Source organism: Lysinibacillus sp. KCTC 33748, from assembly GCF_002237755.1.
GTDB lineage: Bacteria > Bacillota > Bacilli > Bacillales_A > Planococcaceae > Lysinibacillus.
This window is the reverse complement of the sequence record NZ_MWSJ01000022.1, coordinates 49,086-73,928: the sequence shown is the minus strand read 5'-3', so window position 1 is coordinate 73,928 and position 24,843 is coordinate 49,086. Positions and strand designations below refer to the sequence as shown.

General features: G+C 38.4%; 21 protein-coding genes. 13 read left to right on the top strand and 8 right to left on the bottom strand.

Annotated elements, in window-relative coordinates; genetic code table 11:
* Positions 1–69 precede the first annotated feature (69 nt).
* The gene (locus B1B04_RS20345) at positions 70–582 is read left to right on the top strand and encodes a GNAT family N-acetyltransferase (protein WP_079563197.1); all 513 of its coding nucleotides are present in this window, start codon (positions 70–72) and stop codon (positions 580–582) included.
* Positions 583–658: 76 nt separating this feature from the next.
* Here B1B04_RS20345 and B1B04_RS20340 read toward each other — a convergent pair whose 3' ends face one another.
* Both B1B04_RS20340 and B1B04_RS20335 read right to left on the bottom strand, forming a co-directional pair.
* The gene (locus tag B1B04_RS20340; protein WP_079563196.1) at positions 659–1,270 is read right to left on the bottom strand and encodes a hypothetical protein; all 612 of its coding nucleotides are present in this window, start codon (positions 1,268–1,270) and stop codon (positions 659–661) included.
* Complete coding sequence (locus tag B1B04_RS20335; RefSeq protein WP_079563195.1) at positions 1,267–1,902, bottom strand: hypothetical protein; 636 nt, start codon at positions 1,900–1,902, stop codon at positions 1,267–1,269. Before B1B04_RS20335 ends, B1B04_RS20340 begins: the two co-directional genes overlap by 4 nt.
* Before the next feature lie 227 nt (positions 1,903–2,129).
* Here B1B04_RS20335 and B1B04_RS20330 point away from each other — a divergent pair, with 227 nt between their 5' ends.
* The 5 genes from B1B04_RS20330 to B1B04_RS20310 are packed head-to-tail and all read left to right on the top strand — an operon-like array spanning position 2,130 to position 6,343.
* A complete protein-coding gene (locus tag B1B04_RS20330) occupies positions 2,130–2,762 on the top strand; it encodes a hypothetical protein (protein ID WP_079563194.1) in 633 nt (210 codons plus the stop codon).
* Positions 2,759–3,358, top strand: coding sequence for a hypothetical protein (locus B1B04_RS20325; protein WP_079563193.1), 600 nt, complete (start codon positions 2,759–2,761; stop codon positions 3,356–3,358). Before B1B04_RS20330 ends, B1B04_RS20325 begins: the two co-directional genes overlap by 4 nt.
* Positions 3,358–4,500: an ABC transporter substrate-binding protein gene (locus B1B04_RS20320; RefSeq protein ID WP_079563192.1), complete on the top strand. Its 1,143-nt coding sequence runs from the start codon at positions 3,358–3,360 to the stop codon at positions 4,498–4,500. The genes B1B04_RS20325 and B1B04_RS20320 overlap by 1 nt, the downstream gene beginning before the upstream one ends.
* A 23-nt stretch (positions 4,501–4,523) precedes the next feature.
* Positions 4,524–5,525 (top strand): FecCD family ABC transporter permease, encoded by a 1,002-nt coding sequence (locus B1B04_RS20315; RefSeq protein ID WP_079563191.1) that lies wholly within the window; start codon positions 4,524–4,526, stop codon positions 5,523–5,525.
* Entirely contained in the window at positions 5,522–6,343 is an 822-nt protein-coding gene (locus tag B1B04_RS20310) for an ABC transporter ATP-binding protein (protein ID WP_079563190.1), read from the top strand. Before B1B04_RS20315 ends, B1B04_RS20310 begins: the two co-directional genes overlap by 4 nt.
* A 59-nt stretch (positions 6,344–6,402) precedes the next feature.
* On the opposite strand, the gene B1B04_RS20305 is transcribed toward B1B04_RS20310, so the two are convergent.
* Complete coding sequence (locus B1B04_RS20305; protein ID WP_079563189.1) at positions 6,403–7,782, bottom strand: FAD-binding oxidoreductase; 1,380 nt, start codon at positions 7,780–7,782, stop codon at positions 6,403–6,405.
* Positions 7,783–7,859: 77 nt separating this feature from the next.
* Positions 7,860–8,069 (bottom strand): small acid-soluble spore protein SspI, encoded by a 210-nt coding sequence (gene sspI / locus B1B04_RS20300; protein WP_079563188.1) that lies wholly within the window; start codon positions 8,067–8,069, stop codon positions 7,860–7,862.
* A gap of 592 nt (positions 8,070–8,661) precedes the next feature.
* Here sspI and B1B04_RS20295 point away from each other — a divergent pair.
* Positions 8,662–9,183, top strand: a complete 522-nt coding sequence (locus B1B04_RS20295) for a sigma-70 family RNA polymerase sigma factor (protein ID WP_079563187.1) — start codon at positions 8,662–8,664, stop codon at positions 9,181–9,183.
* 198 nt (positions 9,184–9,381) lie between these two features.
* The gene (locus B1B04_RS20290) at positions 9,382–11,544 is read left to right on the top strand and encodes a bifunctional diguanylate cyclase/phosphodiesterase (RefSeq protein WP_240518354.1); all 2,163 of its coding nucleotides are present in this window, start codon (positions 9,382–9,384) and stop codon (positions 11,542–11,544) included.
* A 315-nt stretch (positions 11,545–11,859) separates the two neighbouring features.
* Here B1B04_RS20290 and B1B04_RS20285 read toward each other — a convergent pair whose 3' ends face one another.
* The 3 genes from B1B04_RS20285 to B1B04_RS20280 form a co-directional block, all read right to left on the bottom strand.
* Complete coding sequence (locus B1B04_RS20285; protein WP_079563186.1) at positions 11,860–12,051, bottom strand: H-type small acid-soluble spore protein; 192 nt, start codon at positions 12,049–12,051, stop codon at positions 11,860–11,862.
* Positions 12,052–12,064: 13 nt separating this feature from the next.
* Positions 12,065–12,226: a YfhD family protein gene (locus B1B04_RS25785; RefSeq protein ID WP_170939039.1), complete on the bottom strand. Its 162-nt coding sequence runs from the start codon at positions 12,224–12,226 to the stop codon at positions 12,065–12,067.
* A 224-nt stretch (positions 12,227–12,450) separates the two neighbouring features.
* A complete protein-coding gene (locus B1B04_RS20280; protein WP_079563185.1) occupies positions 12,451–13,866 on the bottom strand; it encodes a LysM peptidoglycan-binding domain-containing protein in 1,416 nt (471 codons plus the stop codon).
* A gap of 168 nt (positions 13,867–14,034) precedes the next feature.
* Between B1B04_RS20280 and B1B04_RS20275 the strand changes: the two genes are divergently transcribed.
* Positions 14,035–15,384 carry an FAD-binding oxidoreductase gene (locus B1B04_RS20275; RefSeq protein WP_079563208.1) on the top strand — a complete coding sequence of 450 codons (1,350 nt, stop codon included), beginning with the start codon at positions 14,035–14,037 and terminating at the stop codon, positions 15,382–15,384.
* 485 nt (positions 15,385–15,869) lie between these two features.
* Here B1B04_RS20275 and B1B04_RS20270 read toward each other — a convergent pair whose 3' ends face one another.
* Positions 15,870–16,265, bottom strand: coding sequence for a (deoxy)nucleoside triphosphate pyrophosphohydrolase (locus tag B1B04_RS20270; protein WP_079563184.1), 396 nt, complete (start codon positions 16,263–16,265; stop codon positions 15,870–15,872).
* A gap of 499 nt (positions 16,266–16,764) precedes the next feature.
* Here B1B04_RS20270 and B1B04_RS20265 point away from each other — a divergent pair, with 499 nt between their 5' ends.
* From B1B04_RS20265 to B1B04_RS20250, 4 genes are all read left to right on the top strand, one after another.
* Complete coding sequence (locus tag B1B04_RS20265; protein ID WP_079563183.1) at positions 16,765–17,529, top strand: TrmH family RNA methyltransferase; 765 nt, start codon at positions 16,765–16,767, stop codon at positions 17,527–17,529.
* A gap of 1,191 nt (positions 17,530–18,720) precedes the next feature.
* Positions 18,721–19,758, top strand: coding sequence for a phenylalanine--tRNA ligase subunit alpha (gene pheS, locus B1B04_RS20260; RefSeq protein WP_079563182.1), 1,038 nt, complete (start codon positions 18,721–18,723; stop codon positions 19,756–19,758).
* Positions 19,759–19,770: 12 nt separating this feature from the next.
* Entirely contained in the window at positions 19,771–22,188 is a 2,418-nt protein-coding gene (gene pheT / locus B1B04_RS20255; protein WP_079563181.1) for a phenylalanine--tRNA ligase subunit beta, read from the top strand.
* Between the two features lie 530 nt (positions 22,189–22,718).
* Complete coding sequence (locus B1B04_RS20250; protein WP_170939038.1) at positions 22,719–24,686, top strand: methyl-accepting chemotaxis protein; 1,968 nt, start codon at positions 22,719–22,721, stop codon at positions 24,684–24,686.
* Positions 24,687–24,843 lie beyond the last annotated feature (157 nt).

Sequence of the window (24,843 nt, the reverse complement as noted above, 5' to 3'; positions counted from 1 at the left end):
CTAAGAGATGTAATTTATGCTGAGGAATAATGGATATATTGTTGATTAAATAGAAAAGGGGATTGAACAATGGCAGTAGCTGAAATAGTGATTGAGCATTTGAAAGAGGAAGACTATGCCCGGTATTTAGAGGTTCTAGTAGAGAGTTATGCACAATATGAAAAAGAATATGAAAACCCAGAGAACTGGGCATCGTACTTAAGTGATATTCGCGCATCTGTTGGTAATCCAAATGCAGAAACCATTTTAGTAGCAAAGCGTGGTAATGAGATTTTAGGGGGACTGCAATTATTTACAGATTCCGAAAAAGCGTATGGTCTGCCGGAGCTTGACATAAAGTCTACCATTGTACGCTTACTGGGCGTCCATCCTAAAGGAAGAGGGCTAGGCATTGCTAAAAAATTATTGCATGAAAGCTTCGACTTTGCACGCAATCGTCAGGATCAAGCATTATATTTGCACTCAGGTGATATTATGCAGGCTGCTATTAATCTTTATTTATCGCTGGGCTTTGTAAGAGATGAGTCTAAAGAGTTTTATAAGGGAGGTAAGCTTGTCAAAAGTTTCCGCTATGATTTATAAATTCCCGTAAAATTTTTTATGCCATAGGAAAGGGTTGATTCACCCTTTCCTATGGCATTTACTTTTAAATCAGCGCTTATGAAATTTTGCCATAGGCTAAGTATGGGAAAAAACCTTCAAAGAAACGCTCGGTTGCTGGCATAAAGTAAGATCCGAAATGGAAATCAGGATCTAATGTCGTAATAATCCATGTTCCGCCAGTAGAGGTGGTATCAATATATAAAACAGCACCACCATCTTCCGTCGATATTAAAATATCTGCATTCTCAGGAGGCCAGAAAACGCCATGTTGATGCCATGTGCAGTCAGCGAGTGTTAAATAACCGTTAAATAGAGGATGTTTTGGTTGTTGTAATACTAGACCACTTGAAGCATCTTTTTCAAGCCACCACCAAAAATTCGTTGGTCGTTCTTCCCATTGTTGTGCTGGTAGCCAACTCCATGGCTGTGGTCCAAATGCAACTACAATTCCACCTTTATCAGCAAATGATTGTATTTTTTTCACGCTAGCAAGTAACAGCTTGTGATTTAATTGAGAGGGAACAATAAGTACGTCTAAGTCGTCGATGTCCGTTTCTAGGAAATCGGGATGATAAATTAATTTTTTTATATATTGATTGAATTTTGGTTCAAGGAATGTCCGATAATGTGACTCATTACCACTATATATAACACCGATTTTTCTCATTGTACTGTGCACTCCTTTAATGATTGTACTTCTGCTTCAAGCCATGCTAAAAATTGTGGACGAATAAGATCAGTTGATTTGTTTTCATTAGCATAGCCTAGTAAATCCCGTCCTGCATGGACTAAAATGGTACCATTTGTTGTAGAACGATCTACATATGTAACCGCTTTACCATTTGAGAAAGTAAGTAATATTTTGGCATCTTCTGGTGCGTGGTGATAACCACGTGCAAAAAAGCCAGCAACTCCTTTTTTAAATGTCATATCTTCAGTAGTTACACCTTGGAAAATAGATGAATCTGCATTAGGAAAAACCTCATAATCTTTATAACTACGAATAAGCTGTGGCATAAATGGACCGCAGCCTGGTAGCCATTCACGGAATAGATGGCCACAATACACTACGATTTTTTTCTCTTCTAAAAAGGCAGCAATCTTCTCACGTTGACTATACAAAAATTCTTGATCAATAAAGTTTGGTATTAGGATAACATCCACATTCTCCAAATTTGCGTATGCAAAATCATATTGATCAATTATTTTTGATTCATTTCCTGTATCTTTTTGCATACGACCATTCACACCGAAAGCATGTCCAGGGTCTAGTTTTAGTATCGAAATCGAGTCACTCATATTTTATTCCTCCAAAAATAAAGTTAAGGTTTAAATTATATTGAAAAAATATTTTATGCCTTTTGAATATTGTTCATGGAAAAAATTCCCCTCTAATATCTTGGAAACAAAAGGAAGTGCATAAAACTAGTTTGACAATGATAATCATTATCACTATACTGTAATATGTATTTAGATGCAAATGATAATCATTTTCAATAAAACCAAAATAGAAAGAAGGGTTCGTTTTGAAACCAATTGCTTATGTTGGTATTGATATACAGTTTTCGAGACTGACAGATGAGGATCGAAAGCGAGGATTAACATTTTTATATTTATACGATTTACCGTATACCGATTTACGTGCCTATGCGGGCTTAATTATTACTAATTTAGTAGAGGAGCAATTTTTATTAGAGCATAAAAATATTTTGAATCAATATTTGTCTCATGGCGGCGTTATTTTTTCACTTACAGAGACATCATTACCTTGGTTAGCGGGAGTTCCTAACTGGAAGCGTTCTCCGATTCCGTTAAAGGATCGTGAAATAATTATAAAAGAGCCAATATATCCATTATTCGCAGGTATTGATGCTTATGACATTAACTACCGTAAAGGAGTTCGAGGATTTTTTTCTCGTGGTTATTTCGAAAAGATTCCATTGCATGCAGAAGTACTTGTGACGGATCAAAGTGGTGCGACGATCATTTATGTGGATCGTGATTCAACAAATGGCACAATTTTTGCAGGTGCAGGGACGGATATTTATCGAGTATTTATCGATGAAGATAATTCCTCACGATATTTAAGTTTGCAAATGCTTACATGCATCCGAGAAGAGTATGAGCGAAATCAATTGAAGGGAGTGGAGACACAATGATTGGTATCGTAACAAATGGATTACCCTTTCAAAACCGATTTTTTGAAGACCAAGAATTTCATTATTTATATGATGATATTTTACATATTCGTGAATTACATCGATATAATTTAGCAGATTATGACACATTGATTTTATCATGTCGCCTTGATATTCCCCATTTGAAACGTTATCAATCGCAGCTTATCTCATTTATTGAATCGGGTAAGCGGCTCATTATTTTTGGTGAGATATTGGATAATTGGTTTCCAACAATTGATTGGGAGGATTCGGAAGTGAATTTCAGCTGGTGGGTACGCGAAGGCAACGATTTACCAATGAGCGAGCAAAATACAACACATCCGTTATTTAACTATATAACGCTTCATGATATGAAGTGGCATTATCATGGTTCGTTTTTACCACCAGCTGGTGCGCAATCATTACTAGATATACCAGGTGGTCGTTCACTATTTTATATCGATAACGTAAGTTTTAAAGGTGAATTAGTTGTCACAACACTAGATCCAATGTTCCATATTGGGCTTGGTTTTATCGATCAGTCGAAGCCCTTTTTACACGGAATGGCAAAATGGTTAAGAGAGGAAGAGAATTAATGAAAAAATATGGTTATTTAGCTACACTAGCATTAACTGCAATGCTTGCAGCGTGTGGCAGTCAAGATGGAGGATCATCTTCAAATCAATCTGCTGAATCTTCAAAAGCGGAAGTTCAGTCAACGGTAGAGGAAAAAATTGTGACGGATCAGCTTGGTCGTGAAGTAACAGTACCAGGCAAAATTGATCGTGTCGTGACAGGAGGAATATTACCTTATTTCTCTACATGGTATGTCGCTACAAACTCAACGAAAGAAATTGTTGGTATGCATCCGAATTCGTATAATGCCGCGAAAAATTCAATTTTAGCCAAAATTTCTCCAGATGTTTTAAAAGCAGAAACATCGTTTATTCAAAATGGTGAAGTGAATGTGGAAGAATTAATGAAAGTGAACCCTCAACTTTATGTAGAGATTTCAACAAATGAGGATTCTATTAATAAAATTTCAGAGGCTGGAATCCCTGTTGTTGCCGTAAAAGCAATTGATGCTGCTGCTGCGGAGCCTTTGGCAACATTCAATAGCTGGTTGAAATTAACGAGTCAAATGACAGGAACGACTGACCGTGCTGACCGTTTCTTAGATGAAGGTAAAAAAGTGCAGTCCGAACTTGATGCTAAATTAAAAGATGTTGCTACTCAGGACAAGCCTCGTGCGATGATACTACATATGCATAATGATAAATCCATCACGGTTGGTGGTAAAAACTTTTTCGGTAATCAATGGCTTAACGCAACAGGAGCTGTAGACGTTGCTGAAAATGATGTACAAGGAAAGAAAGAAGTAAACATGGAGCAAATCTATGCTTGGAATCCAGATATCATTTATATCACCAACTTCACTGAAACGCAGCCAGAGGACTTACTTAAAAACAAGGTAGATGGACAGGATTGGAGTCAGGTGAAAGCTGTTCAAGAGGGGAAAGTTTATAAAATTCCATTAGGTATTTATCGTTGGTTCCCACCAAGTGGCGATGCGCCATTAATGCTAAAATGGCTGGCACAAAAAAATCACCCAACGTTATTTAACTATAAAATAGAAGATGAGATTAAAACTTACTATAAGGATTTCTATGAATTTGATGTTTCAGATGAGGAAGTCCACTCTATTTTAAATCCTTCTTCAGATGCAGCGAAATATTAAGGACTATTAAGGACTGAATGTAAATGAAGAAATGGAAAATGTTACTTTTATGGTTGCTACCGATTTTGGTAGCAATCGTTTCACTCGGTGTTGGACGATTTGAGGTAAGCTTGGAGCATATTATTAAAATCCTAGCTTCTCAAGTATTTCCTATTGAACAAACATGGACAAATATGGAAGAAACTGTAGTGATGAATATTCGGTTACCTCGAATATTACTTGCTCTATTAATTGGCGGTGGTTTATCGATTGCGGGTGCAGGCTTTCAAGGTATGTTTGGAAATCCACTAGTATCTCCTGATATATTAGGTGTTTCTGCGGGTGCAGGGTTTGGAGCATCGCTTGGGATATTGTTATTTGGACAAAACTTTATTGCACAAATGATGGCACTGATTTTTGGATTAGGTGCAATTGGCTTTACGTATTTAATTGCAGGAGCAAAGAAAAACGCACCGATTTTTATGTTTGTCTTAGCAGGTGTTGTTACGTCTGCACTCTTTAATGCATTAATTTCCTTAACAAAATTTTTGGCCGATCCGGAGGAAAAACTTCCAGCCATTACTTACTGGTTAATGGGAAGTCTTGGTACCGCGACCTATAAGGATTTATATATTGGTGGACCACTCATATTAATTGGAATTTTACTATTATATTTACTTCGCTGGCGATTGAATATTTTAACATTGCCGGAGGACGAAGCAGCATCAATGGGAATTCCCGTTACTCGTTTAAAATGGTTCGTCATTTTAGGAGCGACTTTAATTACAGCCGCATCCGTAGCCGTTGCTGGTATTGTTGGTTGGGTTGGTTTAATTATTCCACATGTTGCACGTATGCTAGTCGGGAATAATAATCAATTTGTATTACCTGTATCCGTAGCTATTGGTAGTATTTATTTATTAATAATTGATGATTTAGCTCGATCATTAACAGCAACAGAAATACCTTTATCTATTTTAACAGCAATTATTGGAGCGCCGTTCTTCGCTTATTTATTACGCCGTTCAGGAGGAGGCTGGGCATGAAAATTGAAGTGATAAACGGTAATTATCATTATGAAAAAAGACGAAAAAAATTACCTGATTTATATGCACAAGACATCAATTTCTCATTGGAGCCTGGCGAAATAATGGCGATTCTAGGTCCGAACGGAGCAGGGAAGACGACGATATTAAAATGTATAACTGGGTTACTTGAATGGAAAAAAGGAGAAACTTTCATAGACGGCAAATCACTTGTAACATTAAATCGTAAAGAACTATGGAAACGTGTTGGATATGTGCCCCAAGCGCATAAAATGGTATTTGGATTTTCTGTAGAAGAGCTTGTCGTTATGGGGAGGGCTCCGTATATTAGTACCCTTGCTCAGCCATCCGCGAAGGATTTGGAAGCGGCTCATCAAGCACTTGAGATGGTTGATATTTTACATCTTGCTAAAAAATCATGCAATGAAATTAGTGGTGGTGAATTGCAGTTAGCTTTAATTGCAAGAACGCTTGTTTCTGAACCAGAAGTTTTGATTTTAGATGAACCTGAGTCGCATTTGGATATTCAAAAACAAATAGTTATTTTACAAACGATTAAGCGTTTATCAAAGGAACGTGGAATTTCGTGCATAATTAATACCCATTACCCAAATCATGCATTTTATCTAGCAGACCGAGTCTTGATGACTGCCAAAGAAAAAGGCGTCATCTACGGTAAAGTACAAGAGGTAATGACAGAAGTAAGGATGAAGGAATTTTTCGGTATTGAGTTGAAAAAAATTATATTTGAAGAAGGAGATTACCTGGTTGAAACGATGATACCAAGCGCATTAGGGACTGAGCGTAACAGTCGATAATCTCCAAAAATAAACACGATCTCACCTTTCATGGCGAGATCGTGTTTTAAGTATCTACCTTATAAGTTGAAAATCTTCCCTGGATTCATAATGTTATGTGGATCAAGTGCTGCCTTTATGCTCTTCATCACTAATAAAGATGTTCCGTGCTCTGTAGACTGATATTTCATTTTCCCAATACCAACACCATGTTCACCGGTACAAGTGCCACCACGAAGTAAAGCAAATTGGACGATATGTTCATTGAAGCGGTTGGCTTTTGCTTGCTCCTCAGCATCTTTTGGGTCTAACATTAACAAGGCGTGGAAGTTACCGTCTCCTACGTGACCTACAATTCCGCCTGCAAGACCAACATCCTCAAGCTGTTCACGAGCATACAAAACGGACTCAGCAAGCACAGATATCGGCACACAAACATCAGTCGACATAAGCTTTTTTCCCGGATAGGCATGGATATATGCATAGGCCAATGAGTGGCGCGCCTCCCATAGTTTATTTCGAGCTGCATTGTCATGTTCAAATTCAACAAAAAGACAGCCAAAGTCCGCAAAAATTTCTCTAGCAAATTCTATATCTGCATGCATACCAGCTTCATTTCCGTGAAATTCTAAAAATAGTGTTGGTTTCTCGTCATAGGATGTTTCATTATAAATATTTGCTTGTTTAATAGAGGCTTCATCGACCAGTTCAACACGGCCAATTGAAATGCCCGCTTGCAGCAATGCGGTTACTGCACTGACAGCATCGCCAAATGTCGCAAAAACTGCACGTCCCGCCGATACAAATTCGGGTATACCATAGACTTGTAAAGTTAATTCTGTAAAGCAACCTAGCGTACCCTCAGAGCCAATGAAAAGGCCATTCAAGTGATAACCAGAAGAAGACTTCGCTGCTAAGCTACCGGTATGAATGACTGAACCATCGGCGAGTACAACCTCTAAATCTCTTACTTGATCACGCATAACACCATAACGCACTGCGGTTGTTCCGCTGGCATTCGTTGCCGCCATTCCACCTAGTGTCGCATCAGCACCCGGGTCAACTGTGAATTGAAGTCCATGTTTTTTTAATTCTTTATTCAATTGGGCACGTGTTACACCCGGTTGTACTTTTACTAGCAGGTCATCTGGTCGAATTTCTAAAATAGCATTCATTTCAGAGAAATCGATAGAAATGCCATTTGCAATGGGAATTGCATTACCTTCTAAACTTGAGCCAACACCAAAAGGTACGACTGGTACACGTTCCGCATGCGCAATTTTTAAGATGGCACTGACATCGGCCGTGGAACGAGGAAAGGCAACGACATCTGGTAAGCTCATTGTATGATGAGATTCATCCTTTCCATGTAGCTGTCGCACCGTTTCGTTTGTTGACACCTGTTCTTCGGATAAAACTTTTTTTAGTTGATTTACTATTAATTCTACAGCAACAGTCATTCCAATCCCTCCTAATTTTCTGATAAATTAAACTTTATCATGCATTTATTGGAAATGGAATGAACTGCTATAAAAAATTAGTGAGCAAAGGCTTTTTCTAATTTTTGGGTAAATGCATCCTGCTCAGCAGGACTAGATTGCTGCCACCATTTTTCGAAAAACACACCAAGCCCTGGAAGTAAATGCTCTTCACCACGGCTAATTGCATCCTCGACAATATCTTTAAATTCAGCCGCTGATTGTCCATGTACGTTTGTCGTAATCGCATCTCTTATTTGAAAATTCATCTATTTCGCCTCCTTAGTAGTAATTTGTCCAACTCTTTAAGAAATATGTATAGAATTACAAATCAATTATGCCTTGGCATAATTGCGTCCGGAATCGGCTTTGTGCTTAGACCTGCAGATGTTTTTTGTGCGAAAGCGCAGTGCTAACGTAGCGTCAGCAACACGAGGGCCGACACGATGTCGGTCATTTCGGTAATGCCATAGGACGTGGCGTTTTTACCGATGCAGGTCAGTTAGCCGTTATCGCATGGATGCGATGATTTTAGGCTAACATCCTCTGTGAACTCCTTTCCGATTTCCGTGACATCCGCCGGAGGCTTTGGGCCAACACGATGTTGGTCACTCAGTCGTTGCCACAGGACGTGGCGTTCTTAGATTGAGTTCCTCTATTTCAGCGGATGTTTTTGCTGAAAGAAGTTAAAACATATCATTTTTAAAATATCATACTATTGTTGCGTATAAATATTAAAAAGTGTCTATAAAAACTTGCTGATCATATTACTAAAAGGGCTGTTCGACACGCTTGTAGCCTATTAACTAAGATAGAGGCACCTAGGAATAATGGACTGTGCACAGTCGACAGGACAATAGGATGACAACACAGCATAATAATAAGTTATCACCTGAACTACCATTTGATGAAGTATTAGAATTAGTCCAGCCGATGATCACGTCGATTTTGTTAAAGTGCCAAATTTATAAGGATTTTGAGTATTATCGTCATATAGCATCCATAGCCGTGTGGAATGCTTGGCGTAAAGCAGATCAAACAAAAGGACTGTTTTCTGCTTATATTTATACAACCGTTAAAGGAGAAATTTTAAAAGAGCTTTCAAAGGAAAAGAGTTTTGAAAATATGAATACACTTGTGGATCATGAAACGATAAATTATATTCGAGATCGTGATATAGGTGATAGAAATCCAGCTCTTTTAGAATGGTTTATGTCTCATTTGAAATTAGAGGAAGGAAAAATAATACTACTTTTTTATGTAGAAGGTTATAGTTACTTGGAAATTGCTAAAGAACTAGGTGTATCTGTCGAGGCAGTTAAAAAAAGACGTACAAGAATAATGATTAAGCTTCGTGACTTGTTAAATTCTATAGAAGAATAGTACTATAAAGCATTAAAGGTATGCTAATATCAGTGAAAAATGAATATTGGCATACTTTTTAAATTTGCATACAATTTCCAATAAAAATGCTATGATTTGTAAGAAGTCAAAGAAAAATACAATTTTTAATTTTATATTTCCTTTGGATAGAACATATTACCTATCTAATTTGATATATATTGGTATGGAGGGTTTCTGTTGGAGAATAGGTTGAATCAATTTGAGATAAAACAGAAAGAGATTTGGTATATAGTATTGCCACTATTGCTAGTGTTACCATTGTTAGGTTTAAGTAATCAAGTACTTGGTTCTTTTAACGAAGAAAGTTATATTTGTTTGAACTTGATTATACAAGTACTAATTATTGTATTTACAATGGCAATCGCTATTCAATCGTGGCTCGTTTTTTCGCATTTATTATCGAATCAAACATTATACATAGGTAATTTATTTTTTATCATCGCCTTGTTTGAATTAGTGAACTTGGCATTGGCTCAATATCCAATGGCTGAAACACTATATTTGGAAATATGGTTGGATTTAATAATGCGTTTATGCTTATCAATCGGTTTTCTCTTTATTATATTAAAGCGAAAAAAACGCTTAACAATGAAAGATCGTAATTATACATATAGCAGTTCCTTATTATTTGTACTACTTAGTCTTTTTCTAGTGTATCTCTCTTCAAAATATTTTTTACTCGAAGAACAATTGTTACTGGAAGCAAGCGCTATTGTTCATTTATTGTCTGCTGTCTTACAAGGTGTAACGATAGTGATTTTAAGTAAGTATAAAAAAGAGTTGCCTAAACGAGTTATGTGGCTTATTAGCGCAGCAATGTATTTAATTATTAGTGATATTTTCTTTGCGTTCATCAAAGATTTGAAATCAATTTGGGGCCTTTCAGCATTAATTTATCAATTTTTTGCATTCTTCTTTTTCCTAAAAGCCATTTACTATACAACTGTTGAAAAACCATTTCAGCAACTTCTAAAAATAAAGCGAGATCTTGAGTATTCGCAGCAGGAGCTTCATTTTCAAGCTTTTCACGATGACATTACAAAGCTTCCAAATGAACATTTATTATTGAAAACTTTAAAAGAGGATTTACAAGACAATAGTCGTCAAAAAGCAATCATTGCGATTGAGATTGATCGCCTTGCCGCTATCCGCTCATCTATAGGTATTAATTATTCTAATACCATGATGAAGCTTGTAGCAGAGAGAATTCAAGCTATATTACCACCTCATTATTTTGCAACAAAGCTTCTTGAAGGGCAGTTTATTATTTATATTAATCATGTGAAGACGAGAGAGGAGTTAGTACAATTTTGCTTGAATTTGAAGAGCGCTATGAAAAGACCATTGCAAGTACAACTATTCACACTCACCGGTAATCTTAATATTGGAATTGCCCCGCGTGAAGAAAATTGCTCAGGTGAAGAGCTTTTAATGCATGCTCAGTTAGCAATGAGGGAAGCGAGCCAAATACCTCAAAGAGTTCTCTTTTATAAGCCGGATATGTCAAATGGTCTTGCTGATCGTCTATTGCTTGAACAAGAGCTCCATAAAGCATTAGCTAATGAAGAATTTTACTTAGATTTTCAGCCACAAGTAAATTTAAAAACGGGTAATATTGACTCTGTAGAAGCACTAGTACGTTGGCGTCATCCAACTCGCGGATTTGTTTCACCTGAGTTGTTTATCCCAATTGCAGAAGAATCTGGCCTAATTATTCCTTTAGGGAAATGGATTTTAGAGACGGCGTGCGCTCAAGCAAAAATATGGAGGGAGCAAGGTTTGCCACCGATGAAGGTTGCCGTAAATTTATCTATCGGACAATTATTCCAGCAAGACTTAGTGCATATGGTACAAGAAATTTTACAATGTACAAAATTAGAACCAAAATACTTACAATTAGAAATTACGGAAAGTATGACGATGAACATCGATCAAATTACGCAGCTACTTCATGAATTAAAGGAAATCGGTATCCAAATCGCTGTTGATGACTTTGGGACAGGGTATTCGTCGCTTTCATATTTAAAAGATTTTCCGATTGATTGTTTGAAAATTGACCGGGCTTTCGTACGAAATATTCAACATAATCCAAATGATGAAGCGCTCGTTTCTATGATTTTATCCATGGCAAAGCATTTAAGATTAAAGGTTGTTGCCGAAGGAATTGAAGAAGTGGAGCAGCTTGCTTTCCTCATAGCCGGTGGCTGCGATTATATTCAGGGCTATTTATTTAGTAAGCCGATTTCCGCAGAAGAGATATCCAATAACTTTCACGAATTACATAGTCGAGCAAGAGATGTTTTAAAAGAGTTTAAATATGAAGAGGATTTCGTAATATAAAGTTAGGCTTATAGAGGCGGGAAATAGAGCGACGGGAAGAAGAGCCAGAGCGACGGAAAGTAGAGTCAAAGCGACGGATAGAACGGCCAATCGTGGATAGAACCCTCGAAATCGTGGATAGAACCGCCAAATTCGTGGATAGAACCGCCAAAACTACGGATAGAAATTGGGATGACATGCCAGAATAAACACTCATTTTACCGAATTACAATACTTTTTTAGATAGGATACTTGCCTTAATTCATTGAAATAGTTTTTCTCAACATAAAAACTGCTTACTTCAATTTCATCATTGAAAGTAAGCAGTTTTTTTATTTAATGTGCGAGGTATTCTTCTTTTAATTCTCCTATGTCCACTTCGGATCGTTCCTCTAAAGAACGCCGTAAATGAACAGTTGCTGTTTTACCATCATCGTGAAGCTTGTCAATCCAGATTGATACGCCATTATAGCTTACTTCATATTCTTTTGGTGAGGCGACAATTTCTTGTGCACGTTCAAAATCCAATTGAAGCCCCCCCTTATTTTTTTGTCTTACCTTCTTTAGTAACCGTATTAATCAGGTTCATAAACTCTTGAGAAAATTCTTCACTAACTTTGTTTGGTGCTATTTTTTGTTTTTTTGGTGTTTGAGGTAATGACCCCTTGTTAGCGCTTTGGCCTTGCTTATTGTCTCTTCCCATGTTTAGTTTCTCCTTTCGTTTTGATATTTCTTAATATGGCTTTGATTTGATTTTTTATCATGGGAAAAAATAGGGAAAGGTAAGAATTTATTGTAGAAATGTTTAGAACTTTTTGGGTTAATAATAAAGCCTTAAATGCGCAAACTAAGTCATAATAACACCTTCGTAAAACCGCACATCGGACATTCTAGAAAGCATCTAGTCTAGCGAAATCACCCCACGTTTTATAATGAAACTTTTTTAATGGAAAAATCATTATTTAATAGCGCCCAGTTTTGAGGGAAAGGAAAACCTAATGCCCAATAACTTATACCTCGAAGATTATATTGCTTCGTCATGTCAAACTTAGCTTGTGCACTTCTAGCATCTTCAAACCATACCTCATGATTTCTACCTTGTTCATCGACATAACGGAAATACGGTGACTGTGCGGTCCTATCATATTGAATGGTTGCGCCATATTTTCTTGCTCTGTTAAGTGCTTCTTGGGAGCTAAATGTTTCTGCCTCTTGACCTTTAACATGCGGTAGAAGCCAATCGCGAGCATAAATTTGAAAGCCTAAAAATATTTTGTCAGCAGGCATAACTGATAATGCATATTCCACAACTTTTCTCATTTCGTTAATAGGTGAAATTGCTTGTGGTGGACCAAGTCGATATCCCCACTCATATGTCATCAAAATAACAAAGTCTGCAATTCTTCCGTGTGCTTCATAATCATGTGCCTCATATAAAGTGCCTGCCTGCGTTGCACTCGTTTTTGGCGCAAGTGCCGTTGATACTAGGAATCCTTTTGGATGAAGAGTATCAACAGCTAATTGGAGGAAAATGTTATAATTTTCCCGATCTGCCGGAAGAACGTTTTCAAAATCGACGTTTAGAACTTTATAGCCCTTTTCCTGCATCACTTGTAAAGTGTTGTCGATGACCTTTTTCCTTAATTCTGCACTAGATAAAATAACATGTGATAAGTTGGAACCGGCTTCTGTGGAAGAGAAATTCGTAAGTGTCAGCATAGGAGTGACGTTTTTGGCAATGGCAGCATCAATCATTTCTTTATCCTTTATAGGCTGTAGTGTTCCATCCTCCTTCACCATATAAGCAAAGGGGCTAAAATAAGTTAGTAGATGACCAACCGCGTTTATCGACTGCACAGCTTCTTTAGGCTCTTCATACGTATAAGCATTTACTTCAATGGAAGGCTTTGCTCTCGGGATAATCAAATGCGTACCAGCGTAAATCATGTTTGGATTTGAAATTTCATTTTCTAAAACAATTGCTTGCACAGTCGTTCCATATTGCGTGGCAATTTGCGATAAAGTCTCCCCTGGTAGCACAATATGTGTAGTGGGTGGAATAATTAGTCTAGTGCCAGGTGTTAAAACATCTGGATTCGTTAAATGGTTTTCTGTGATAATCGATTGCATAGACACCCCATATTGTTGGGAGATTGACCATAAGGTATCACCCCTTTTTACAATATGGGTTGTGTAAGGAGAAGGGATAACGAGTGATTGTCCGATTACTAATTGATTTGGATTAGATAAAGCGTTTAATTGGATAATGGAATTGATAGGTACGGAATAGCTGTTTGCAATTTGCCAAAGCGTTTCACCAGCGCTCACCACATGAATAATCATTAGGACACCTCCTTAGTGGTTTCAATATAGCATCATATGTATGAATAAAGGGAATGAGCATTTATCTTTCATTTTTATGTGATAAAAATTGCAAACTTCATATTCTTTCGAAGTGATATGCATAGGATAAAACATATGCAATGCATCATTTGAGAGAGGAGCTGTATGTTGAAGAAAGTAAAGCTCACAGGAAGAATTGTTACCCCTAAAGATCCGGACTATGAGCAAGCAAGAACAAATAATAATTTAAATGATCCTAATTTTCCGAGTATTATTGTATTTTGTCAAAAGGCGAAAGACGTTATCCATGCATTAAGATGGGCGAGAGAAAATAACGAACCATTTCGAATCAGAAGTGGGAGACATAACTATGAAAATTATTCATTACTAAATGAAGGTCTTGTTATAGATGTTAGTGAAATGAATGAAATAACAATTAACCAGAAAGATATGACAGCGAGAATTGAAGCGGGTGCTAATTTAGGAAAAGTGTATCGAGTATTATGGGAAAATGGTTTTACAATCCCGGCAGGAACTGAAGGTAGTGTAGGGGTTGTTGGTTTGGCGCTTGGTGGAGGGATTGGTATGCTATCTCGTCCATTTGGGCTAACATGCGACAATCTGCTAGAAGTTGAAATGGTTGTTGCAAGTGGTCATGAAGGGGCTGAAGTAATCCAAGCTGACAAGCAGAGAAATAGTGATTTATTTTGGGCGAGTTGTGGCGGAGGCGGTGGGAATTTTGGCATCGTTACAGCACTTACATTTAAACTGCATCCTATTTCAAACGTATCGATTTTCTCCATTACATGGGGATGGGAAGATTTTGAACGAGCCTTTGACGCATGGCAAAAATGGGCACCCTATACAGATGAACGCTTGACTTCACAGATTGAGCTTAAATCAAAGGAAGTTGGAGAAATTGTAGCTCAAGGTGAATTTATAGGTACAGCATCTGAGCTAAAGAAACTACTCCGACCTATAAGAAAAACAGGCTCACCAACGAGCATATGGATAAAGGAAGTACCGTATATTAAAGCTGTAGAATTTTTTGACTTACCGAGCGGCAATAAACCAGCTCTTCGTAAAAGGTCAGGGTCCTTTATTGAAAGGCCATTCCCTCATGCTGCCATTGTACAAATGAAAGAATTTTTATCTAACGCACCCAATAGAAATGCGTCCATTTGGCAGCAATCGCTTAGAGGAGCAGTAAGTCAAATTGCATCAAGTCGAACAGCTTATTATTATAGAAATGCTTTAATTGCTCAGGAGTATATTACTTCGTGGAAAAAGCCTAAAGAGGAAGAAAAAAATATTCAATGGGTAGAGAATTTAAGGCGGGCTCTTTCACCGTTCACTACTGGTGATTATGTGAATTTCCCAGATCGTTTTATAAAAGATTGGCCAACTGCCTATTATGGTCGTAATCTTAGAATGCTTAGGGAAGTAAAGGGAAAATACGATCCGTTTAATGTATTTAATTTTCCTCAAAGTATTCCACCAAATAGAAAATGGCTTTAACTTCTTTCAGCAAAAACATCCGCTGAAATAGAGGAACTCAATCTAAGAACGCCACGTCCTATGGCAACGACTGAGTGACCAACATCGTGTTGGCCCAAAGCCTCCGGCGGATGTCACGGAATCGGAAAGGAGTTCTTAGGGGTTGTTAGCCGAAAACCATCGCATCCATGCGATAGCGGCTAACTGACCTGCATCGGTAAAAACGCCACGTCCTATGGCATTACCGAAATGACCGACATCGTGTCGTCCCTCGTGTTGCTGACGCTACGTTAGCACCGCGCTTTCGCACAAAAAACATCTGCAGGCCTAAGCACAAAGCTGATTCCGGACACAATTATGCCGAGGCATAATTGATATGAAAGTCAAAAAAGAGCAGTATGCAGAGATTAAACAAGCATTGCTGCTCTTTTAAGCCCGATTGATGAGGATGACTACTCAGTGGGAGATGAAGAAAATCCCATTGAATTAATTCACTTTATCACTACTTACTTTTCTGCAAGTATTTTATTTATCGCTGGAATATCAGCAGGTGCAAAATTAAGATTTAGAAGTTCATGTCGAGGAACCCATCTAATGGCAGTATGTTCAAGTAGAACGGGCTCTCCTTGTATAATCGATGCTTTAAAAGTTTCTAAGCGTACTATAAATTTTTCATATTCATAAATGGTATCCTCAACCTTTTTATCAACCCGTATAGAGCAATTAAATTCCTCTAATATTTCACGAGTTAAAGCTTGCTCAGGCGATTCTCCCTCTTCGATTTTACCACCAGGAAATTCCCAATAATTTGCTAGTACCATATTAGGATTTCTTAACGCACAAAAAATTTCATGCTTTTCATTTTCAATAATGGCACCTACTACATGTACATTTTTTTTCATTTATTTTCATCCCCGCTGTGCATTCTTAAAATATTGAAAATTATAACATATATCACTGGATTCCCCCATTATCTAGTAGGGAATAATTTTGCTCATTTCCATAGCGTGGGGTTGATTTCCGTTCCGGCTGGGCGCTTTGTAGCTGCCGCTTTGCTTTCGCTACAGAAAACATTTGTTGTTGCTGCCGCTTCGCTTTCGCACAGAGCAGAGCTTCCTAGGAGCATCCGATGAGCCGCCCATCCTCTACTACAATCAACTTATTCACATGGTATACGTTTTAACAAAATGTCATTCCAAAATTCAGATGATGGCAATTTTATTAGCATGTATAGCTCATCGTCATAGCGTGGGGTTGATTTCCGTACCGTATAGGGGGCTTTTTTCCGATAATTGGTAAACAGAGAAATAACAATAAACTGTTTTTTGCATGACTATGTAATTGTCGTTTTCTACTGTATAATAATGAACATTATATAGGAAAAAGGCGGTACGAGGAACGATGAAAAAAATTGAATCTACGCAAAATGCGTTAGTGAAATATTGGAAGAAACTAGCAACTACGCGAAAAGAGCGTGAAAGATCTGGAGAATTCATAGTAGAGGGATTCCATTTAGTGGAGGAAGCATTAAAAAATAAGGAGCAGGTGCTGCAGCTAATTGTACGTGAAGGTGTAGATTTACCAATGCTTTGGCCGATTGATAATGTAGCGACAATAGAAGTAACTGCGGCTGTTGTCAAAGAGTTTGCTGAAACGGAGACATCTCAAGGTGTATTTGCAGTTTGTAAGCAGCCTTTGTTAAAAGATGATGTAATGGCTTCATGGCGCAAGGTACTACTAATTGATGCCGTCCAAGATCCAGGAAATATTGGGACGATGATTCGTACTGCTGATGCCGCTGGTTTGGATGCAGTAATTCTCGGCAAGGGCTGTGCTGATCTATATAACCCTAAAACGCTTCGTTCTGCACAAGGATCACATTTCCATATTCCTGTCCTTCGTGGTGATTTAGAGGAATGGATTGAGCAGCTACAAGATAATGATGTGCCGGTATTTGGTACTGCTTTAGATGAGGATGCAGTTGTCTATAGTGATATTGAACATACTGGTGCGTTCGCTATCATGATGGGGAATGAAGGTAGTGGCATTCAACCACAACTACTTTCAATGACAGATCAAAATATGATTATTCCAATTTTGGGACAAGCAGAGTCTTTAAATGTAGCAGTAGCAACAGGAATCGTTTTATATGGATTTGTGAAGTAGGTAATAAAAGCAATCACAACTGTAATTGCAAGAATAGGGTGAAATTGTTAAAATTGATGGTCATCACCATAAAGTGTGGTTGATTTCCGTTCCGACGGGGCGCTTTGTTGCTGCCGCTTCGCTTTCGCACAGAAAACATCCGCTACGCTGCAGGGTCTTGGGCCAACAGATGTCTTTTGCGCGAAAGCATGGGTGCAACGTAGCGACAGCAACAGGATGTTGGTCACGAAGGCGTTATCACAGGACGTGATGTTTTTAGCCTTCGTTCCTCTATATCGCTGATCCCCCATGAGTCGCCCAGTCTCCACTCCAATCAACTAATATATGGAATGTGTTTTCACAAATGTCATCTGCAACTTTTAGTGATGAGCCTAAAAATTGCCGTTAGAACCATTATTATTGATGCAATAGGCACATGGCTCTTGATTTGAATTGGTATAGTATTGTATAATCACATGTAAAATGTATATATGAATACTAAATGCTTTGACCGGGAAGTAGTAAAGATTGTGAATGGACAACAGGGAGCGTAGGCCGGAGATTGAGAGCCAGCGCCGTACCAATGCAGTTTTGAATTCATCTCGCGAGCAGCTACCGGGACCAGCGAAATGCTGTAAAGGTTTGCCGGCTTTAATCTAGTCGTTATGTCAATGAAGTGATTGTGAGGAGTTTGCCTTGCAATAACTAGGGTGGTACCGCGAATATGTCCTCGTCCCTTTTTTTAGGGGCGAGTTTTTTTGTGCCATCGAAGTATCGGCATTAATCTTCATTCAGCAAATCTTTTTGAGCGAAAGTGAAACGTCAGCTACAGAAGGCTCCCACCTTTGAAGGTGGTGAGATAAATGCGGATGTGGTTCCTTTTCAGTTGGTGTCCAAAAAAATATTGAATGAAGATAAAGCCTCCGGCGGGTGTCACGGATTTTCAAAGGAATGCATTTAAGGATGTTAGCCTAAAAATCTTCGCATCCTGCGAAAACGGCTAACTGACCTGCATCGGTTAAAACGCCACGTCCTGTGGCATTACCGAAATGATCGACATCGTGTCGGCCCTCGTGCAGGCCTGGGCACAATTCAAAATCCGGACGCATTGTTTATCTGTAGCGACAGCTACAAATGTTTTCTGTGCGAAAGCGAAGCGACAGCTACAATTACGCCAAGGCGAAATTGATTTAATCAAGGAGGGTTTATTACATGGAAGAGCAATTAAAACAATTAGAGCAAGAAGCACTTGCTAAAATTGAAGCGGCAGCAAATTTAAAGGAATTAAATGATGTGCGAGTAGCGTATCTAGGAAAAAAAGGACCTATCACTGATTTATTAAAGGGGATGGGGAAATTATCAGCTGAGGAACGTCCTAAAATGGGTGCCTTAGTTAATACAGTTCGTGAAAATGTAACTGCTGTATTAGAGGAAAAGGTTACTTTACTAGAGGAAGCGGCAATTGCTGAAAAATTAGCAAGTGAGTCGATTGATGTCACTTTACCTGGTCGTGAAATTAAAGTTGGGAATCGTCATCCTTTAACACGCGTTATTGAAGAAATTGAAGATTTATTTATCGGTATGGGCTATGAAATTGCAGAAGGTCCGGAAGTGGAGAAGGATTATTATAACTTCGAGGCGCTGAATTTACCGAAGGGACACCCTGCTCGTGATATGCAAGATTCGTTTTATATTTCCGAGGAAATATTATTACGTACGCATACATCTCCTGTGCAAGCTCGCACAATGGAAGAGAAAAAAGGTGAATCGATTCGCATTATTTGCCCAGGGAAAGTATTCCGTCGTGACAACGATGATGCTACACACTCTCACCAATTCATGCAAATTGAAGGATTAGTGATTGGTGAAAACATTCGCATGAGTGACCTTAAAGGTACTCTTGATACATTAGCGAAAAAAATGTTCGGTGCAGACCGCGAAATTCGACTTCGCCCAAGCTTCTTCCCGTTCACAGAGCCATCTGTTGAAATGGATATTTCTTGCTTCAAATGTGGTGGTTCTGGCTGTAACGTATGTAAAGGTACAGGCTGGATTGAAATTTTAGGAGCTGGTATGGTGCATCCAAATGTACTTGAAATGGCTGGCTATGATCCGAAGAAAGTATCAGGCTTTGCATTCGGTATTGGTGCTGAACGTATCGCAATGTTGAAATATGGTGTCGACGATATTCGTCATTTCTATACAAGTGACACACGTTTCTTATCACAATTTGAGCGAACAGAGGCGTAAGGAGGATAAATAATGTTAGTATCATTAGAATGGTTAAAAGATTATGTAAGTGCACAGGATTTAACGCCTGAACAGTTAGCTGAAAAAATTACGCGCTCTGGAATTGAAGTAGATGCAGTAATTGACCGTGCTAACGGAATGGATAAAATTGTTGTCGGCTATGTCGTATCAAAAGAGAAACATCCAGAAGCTGATAAATTAAATATTTGCCAAGTGGATGTTGGTGAAGCTGAGCCACAACAAATTATTTGTGGTGCTCCAAACGTTGATGCTGGTCAAAAAGTAATTGTCGCTCGTCCAGGCGCACATTTACCAGGCGGCATTAAAATAAAAAAAGCAAAACTTCGTGGACATGAATCAAACGGTATGATTTGTTCATTACAAGAGGTAGGAATTGAAGGTAAACTTGTACCTAAAGCATATTCTGAAGGGATTTATGTGCTGCCTGCCGATGCTGAGGTTGGTTCAGATGCCCTTGCTATTTTAGGTCTACGTGACACAGTATTAGAGCTTGGCCTAACACCAAACCGCTCAGATGCATTGTCAATGCTAGGTGTAGCGTACGAGGTTGGCGCAATTCTATCTGAAGAAGTGAAGTATCCAGAAATCGCCTACAACACATCTTCTGAAAAAGCTGAAGACATGTTAAAGCTTCGAGTGGAAGATTTACAAGCAAACCCAATGTATGTAGCAAAAGTTGTGAAAAACGTAAAAATCGCAGAGTCACCTATGTGGCTACAAAATCGCTTAATGGCAGCAGGTGTACGCCCGCATAATAACGTTGTCGATGTAACGAACTACATTTTAATGGAATACGGTCAACCGCTTCATGCCTTTGACTACGATAGCCTAGCAACAGGTGAAATCGTAGTGCGTAAAGCAATAGAGGGCGAAAAAATTACTACTTTAGATGAGCAAGAACGCACATTAAAAGCTACAGATTTAGTCATTACAAATGGCAAAGAGCCAGTAGCTATCGCAGGTGTAATGGGCGGTGCAAACTCTGAAGTAAATGATTCTACAACAACTGTTGTAATCGAATCTGCTTACTTCGACGGCTTATCTGTACGTCAAACATCGCGTCATCTTGGACTTCGTTCAGATGCTTCTGCTCGCTTTGAAAAGGGTGTAGACCCTAACCGTGTGTTACCTGCTGCAGAGCGTGCTGCAGCGCTACTAGCTGAATTAGCTGGTGGTGAAGTGTTAGAAGGAACGTGCATCGTTGATGAACTAGATAAATCCCCAGCACGTGTTGTCGTTTCGCCAGATTTCATTAATGAACGTTTAGGTATGAAAATTTCATTAGAAGATATGCTATCTATTTTAGAGCGTCTTAAATTTGGTGTAGAAGCAGCAAATGGTTTACTAATCGTTGATGCACCAACACGTCGTCAAGATATTAAAATTGAAGAAGATATAGTAGAGGAAATTGCTCGTCTATACGGCTATGATGAAATTCCGCTGACTTTACCAGAGGGAGCAAACCAAGTAGGCCGTCTAACACCATATCAAGCGAATCGTCGTGTAGTTCGTAATTATATGGAAGGCGCAGGTCTTTACCAAGCTGTAACTTACTCATTAACTTCAGAGGCATTGTCACAACGCTTTGCATTGAAAGCTGAGCCAGTGACACGTTTACTAATGCCAATGAGCGAGGACCGTTCAACTCTACGTCAAAGTCTTATCCCGCATTTAATTGAAGCGGCTGCTTATAATGTTGCTCGTAAGGCTGACAATGTGGCATTGTATGAAATTGGTTCAGTATTCCTTGGTCAAACAGAAGAAGGGCTACCATATGAGGAAGAGCATGTGGCGGCAGTAGTAACAGGAAAATGGCTTGACCATGCTTGGCAGGGTGAGAAAAAAGCAGTAGATTTCTTCGTCTTAAAAGGCATTGTAGAAGGTGTTATCGGTAAGCTTGGTTTAGAGGACCGTATTTCATTTGTGAAAGCTGAGGTAGATGGGTTACACCCAGGACGTACTGCTAGCATTCTTTTTGATGGTGAACAAGTCGGTATTATCGGTGGATTACATCCAGCAGAACAAAAAGCATGGGGTGTAAAAGACACATATGTAATGGAGATGAATCTCGTAACATTATTAAATGCTAATGCAAAAGAAGCGCCTCTTGCCTATACACCAGTGCCTCGTTTCCCAGCAATGTCTCGTGATATTGCGCTTATCATGAACCGTGCAACAACTGCTGGTGAGGTTATTACTGCGATTCGTTCTGCAGGCGTGAAATTATTGAAAGACGTTCGTGTATTCGACGTATATGAAGGTGAAAAAATGGAAGCTGGTAAAAAATCAGTCGCATTCTCCCTAACATACTTCGATCCAGAACGTACATTAACAGATGAAGAGGTTGTTGCAGCACATAATAAAGTGTTAAAAGCTATTGCAACAATTGAAGGCACAGAAGTACGCTAAATTAATTATTTTTTTGTGAGCTGTCTCGTAATGAGGCAGCTTTTTGTTTTGTTTAACTTCTTTCAGCTAGTGTCCAAACACCCGCTGAAATTTTTGTACTCAGACTAAGAACGCCACGTCCTGTGGCAAAGACTGAGTGATCAACATCGTGTTGGCCCAAAGCCCCAGCGGATGTCACGGAATCGGAGAGGAGTTCAGAGGATTTAAGGCTAAATGACCTGCATGGTGTTGTTGTTGCCGTTTCGCTTTCGCACAGTCCAAAACCAGTTGCTGCTGCTTCGCTATCACTGCGCTTTCGCACAAAAAACATCTGCAGGCCTAAGCACAAAGCCGATTCCGTACGCAATTATGCTGAGGCATAATTGATAATCATACAACTGCTACAAGTAGATTTTTGCAGGAAGTGTTAGAAAAATAAAGCACGAGAGAAAAGGTTATCAATATTTAGAAATAACAAAAAATAAATTTTTGATCCATATTATATGTATAGTAAGTTTTGGATAGAAAATTTTACTATAGGGTGGGTTATTATGAAAAATCATCGAAAAAGAAGAGGCCTTTCTGTGCGAGCCCGATTAATATGGGCGTTTGCTTTGACACTTTTAATTCCCAGCATTGCTATTGGTTCGTTTTCGTATTTGAAGTCTTCTGATCAATATCATAAGGAATTAAGTGAAAGTTCACGCGAAAATGTAGATTTATTAAATACACTCATCTCAAATGAGATATCACCTATTCAAAGTGATGTGGAATATTTAGCTGCTTCTTTTAATAAGAATGTGCAAGATGCAGATGCTTTGAAGGAAATGGAAAAATATAATGCTTTACATAGCAACGTCTCTGTTGTCAATTTGGCAATTGAGGGGCATAAATTTATGCGTGAACCACAAGCTGAATCTTCAACGGATTATGATCCATTTACACGACCATGGTACTTAACGGCTATTGAATCACCTGGCAAAAACGTTATGATTGATCCATATAAATCAACGATTACAGGTGAATTAATATTAGCAGTATCAGCTGGTTTACAGGATCGTTCAGGGGTTATTTCTATTGGTCTAAATTTAGACGGAATTTCCGAGCTAGTGAAATCAGTGGAAATTGGTGATAATGGCTATGCTACATTAGTAAATGCCAATAATCTTATTATTGCTGATCCACAGTTAGAGGTAGGATCGGAACTCAAAAAGTCATATATAGAAAAGATGCAAGGAAAAGAAGATGGTAGTTTTACCATTAAGGAAGATGGAAAAGAGTATCAAGTATTTTTCACTACCAATAAACTTACAGGTTGGAAAATCGTTGGTACTATGGATTTAGCAGATGTAGCAACTGTCACAAAACCAATTTTAACAAACACTATGACAGTCATTGTTATTGCTCTTATCATGTTTGGAATCATTGGTACTTTCATTATAAGATCAATCATTCAGCCATTACAAAAGTTGTCAACAGTAGCTGAGCAGGTAGGAGACGGTGATTTACGCAATTTAATTGAAATTAAAAGAGAAGATGAGATAGGTAAATTGGCGGATATATTCAATAAAATGATCTTATCTTTGCGTGGTGTAGTTGGTAACATTGGTGAGGAATCAAATCAGTTAGCTGCATCATCGGAGGAACTTACAGCAAGTACATCAGAAAATAAACGAGCGACATCACAAATTGTTGATTCCATTCAAACATTTGCTGAAACGGTTGATGTGCAAGCAGAAACAATTAATGATAGCACTAACGCTGTACTTGAAATGTCTTCATCGATTCAACAAATTGCAGTAAAGGCTGATACTGTTAATGAGATGTCGAATAAAGCAATGGAAGCTGTTATGATAGGAGACAAAACTATTCAAACAGCAATTGGCCAAATGGAAATGATTCAAAGTACTGTTCAGGAACTGGAAAGTACGGTACAAACATTAAGCGATCGTTCAAATGAAATCGGACGTATTGTAGAGGCAATTACGCAAATTGCTGATCAAACAAATCTTTTAGCTTTAAATGCTGCAATTGAAGCTGCTCGTGCTGGTGAGCATGGAAAAGGTTTTGCAGTTGTTGCTGATGAGGTACGAAAGCTTGCAGAGCAATCCGCACAATCAACAATGCAAATAAAAGATATCATTGGTTATATTCAAACCGATACAAAACTAGCAGTTGAATCAATGACTGCTGGCTCAGCTGAAGTCGTAAAGGGAATTGAAGTAACAAATATGGCAGGAAAGTCATTCAAAGAAATTAATAATAATGTACAAAGCGTAACCTATGAAATAGGAGAAATTTCAGAGACAGCAAAAGTTATTTCTGAACACTCCAATCAAGTGGCAATCGGAATTGAAAGTGTGCTTCAGCAAACAAATGAAAATACAGCAAATGCACAAAATATATCTGCCGCAACAGAGGAACAGCTTGCTTCTATGGAAGAAATCGCTGCATCGGCCGAAGCCCTTGCTAAAATGTCTGAAAATCTACAACAAACAATTAAACAGTTTAAATATTAAGGCTAAACAAAAATCCAGAAATAATTTTTTTTGTGAGCTGTCTCGTAATGAGGCAGCTTATTTAGTTGGAAGACCGTCAGGCGAACGTATTAATATTTTATGAGTAAGTAGCCACTGTGTACTTTTTGGATATTTTGCGTTTTTAATAATATTTTGA